We start from the raw sequence: 2,432 nt of genomic DNA, 5'->3' as shown, positions 1-2,432 counted from the left end.
TTGGGGTGCGATCGCGCTCACCAAATGGTAGGGGCCAGCCTCTGCGCTTGCCCGAAAATCTCAAATGGTGGCAACCGGGAATCTCAAATGGTGGCAACCGTATCAGGTAGCCCCCACAGGTAATAAATAATCAGAGTTGAGGGTGGGGATTGAATTTTGTGCGATCGCATCCTCCCAAACACACATCCCCACACCCCAACTCCAGAAAATTTCGAGCCTCTAAGCACGGGGTTTCCAACCCAAATTTCCGATGAGATATGAGTGCATTTTGGGTGTACGGAGTAGCACACACAGTTGATGGATTGGCTGCAATCGCTACCGGGTAAGGGATGAGAGGAAATGGAGCATATGGGAATCGAACCCATGTCCAGAACGAGTATTGACGCCTTGATCGTTCACAAGCTTAGTCCATCTGACCCTCTGGACGGGAACCGCCTATTATCCCTGACGGCAGGATTCTCTGGTAAAGTCTTTTCCGATGTGGTGACCAGAGGCACTTAATCGGAGCATCCGTTGGGGTTTAACCCACAGTCCTTAACGGAGTCAAACTGCGAGTGCTCGAACCTAAAGGAGGTGTTCGTTAGGCAACAGCGGCCTTAACGCGAGCGAAAGGAACAATGTTGTTCGCAATTACAATTTGTTTGAGCCTTGTATTTTCGAGAGGAGACTCACTCTCGGCTTGCATCACAAGGTCGGTTTCCTCATCCTGTCGAAACCAGTAATGCCCCTTGCTTATCTACTATGGTATATGGCAATTTGGCGTTCGTCAAGGGGGGGGCGGGGAAAGTCACGCACTCACGCATTCAAAAATTCTATAGACGATTTCCGACTCCCCACTCCCCATTTCAACAGCCGCCGAGGGAGTTTAGCCCGGGTTTTGACGGTTTCGCGGGGCATTTCCGAGGCGATCGCGCTCGCACTTCAGATAGATCGCCGAACCCCGCCAATGCTTCAAGAACGCCGGTTCCGCTTCCGGCCGCGGCTCAATCCCAACCCCGCCGCGGTGGCGAGGATCGCCCCCAAACTTCCGGGTTCCGGTACGGCTGTCGCCTGAGCCTGGAGTCGCAGGGTGAAGGTTCCGGTTCCACTGCTGGCGTCGAAGGTTTGCCAATTGGCAATATTGCCGATCAGGAGGGAGTAGTTGAGATTGAGGTTGGCCAGATCTTCGATGGGTCCTTCAAAGGGGTCAAAGGCGGTGGCTTGCATTTTGAATCGTTTGCCGCTCTGGCGATCGCTGTCGCAGGCTACCTCCCCGGCAGCCCGGAACTTTACAAAATCAAATCAACCCATGTTAAAGGGGTATTGGAACCGGATTTCAGGGCGCGGGGCTCTCGGGCTGAGGCGTGAGCCGATGACCCCGGGATCGGAGTGTAACAAAACGAGTTTTCAAATATCCGTAATTGTACGTTTATACTGTCGAACCACCCAAATTTGAACGGGTAAAATACGCAGATAATGCCAGCGTGTCAGTCAAAAATCGAACTCGATTCGTCACCCATCAAGTTCGATTGATGGGTGGTGAAACAGATCGCCAGTATCGCTCTCGGAAAATACGGATAAATTCCGGGCTACCTTTATCAAATCAAAAATATTTTGAAGCCGAGGTAAAATATTTCGATTTCCATAGACAAATTCACTAAAATTATATCAAAATAGAGTTAGCGATTCAACCCTCGAATCAATCCTCAATTGATAAATCGGTGCATTTTACTGAACTAATTAACTCAATTTTTGGAGGGAAAGACTCATGAAATCTCGACTGGTCGCAGCATTAACCGCTATCGCCGCCACTGCCACTCTCGCCGGTTCCGCCACGGCGGGCACGATTAAAGGTGCAGATACAGAATTCAAAGGACTGATTGACGAAGGCGTTTTTCAACCCTACATCCACACGGAATATCAAGGCCTCGACCCGGAATTCGTCGCCGCTCACCAACTCGACATCAGCCAACTGACATTTGCCTTCGATCACGAAGTCAGAGTCCATTTTATCAGCGAAGGCGCATGGTATCGGAACCAACTGGGAGTTCGCTCCACGGGGACCACGGCCATGTCTGATACAATTCTGTTTGATGACATTGTTTGTTTGACGGACAGTTGCTCGACCTACACGGGCTATCGAAATTCCGGCTCCGATCCGAGCGATCGCCCCCTGCAAGCCGGCGATTATGTCAGCTTGGGGGTGGTTGAAGCGGGGACGACGCTGGATTTCTTCCTCAACCAAGACGGTTACGAGAGAAGGACGAGAGTTTGAAAGCCACGTCTTTTTAAAGCGTGGATGAAAAACGAACGGCGACTGAAGTCGCCTTGAAAAAAAATCAAAAAGGTTGTTATTTTTAAACTTTTAATGCTATCATGTTATCCGAGGCTAAAACGATAAGACTATGCTGGTTTATGAGATGAAATTAGAAGGAGAAAAAGCCCAATACGAA

The 2,432-nt window shown here is 50.0% G+C and carries 2 protein-coding genes and 1 other RNA gene; 1 reads left to right on the top strand and 2 read right to left on the bottom strand.

Annotation, left to right across the window (positions count from 1 at the left end; all coding sequences use genetic code 11):
* Positions 1-337: 337 nt before the first annotated feature.
* Positions 338-728, bottom strand: a transfer-messenger RNA (tmRNA) gene (gene ssrA / locus AC0QHF_RS19205).
* 223 nt (positions 729-951) lie between these two features.
* On the bottom strand, positions 952-1,206 hold the full coding sequence (locus tag AC0QHF_RS19200; RefSeq protein ID WP_324705849.1) for a PEP-CTERM sorting domain-containing protein: 255 nt from the start codon (positions 1,204-1,206) through the stop codon (positions 952-954).
* A 541-nt stretch (positions 1,207-1,747) separates the two neighbouring features.
* Here AC0QHF_RS19200 and AC0QHF_RS19195 point away from each other — a divergent pair.
* Positions 1,748-2,254 carry a PEP-CTERM sorting domain-containing protein gene (locus AC0QHF_RS19195; protein WP_324705848.1) on the top strand — a complete coding sequence of 169 codons (507 nt, stop codon included), beginning with the start codon at positions 1,748-1,750 and terminating at the stop codon, positions 2,252-2,254.
* The last annotated feature ends 178 nt before the right edge of the window (positions 2,255-2,432 follow it).

The organism is Lyngbya sp. CCY1209, from assembly GCF_055795065.1.
This window is presented reverse-complemented; position numbering and strand designations above follow the sequence as displayed.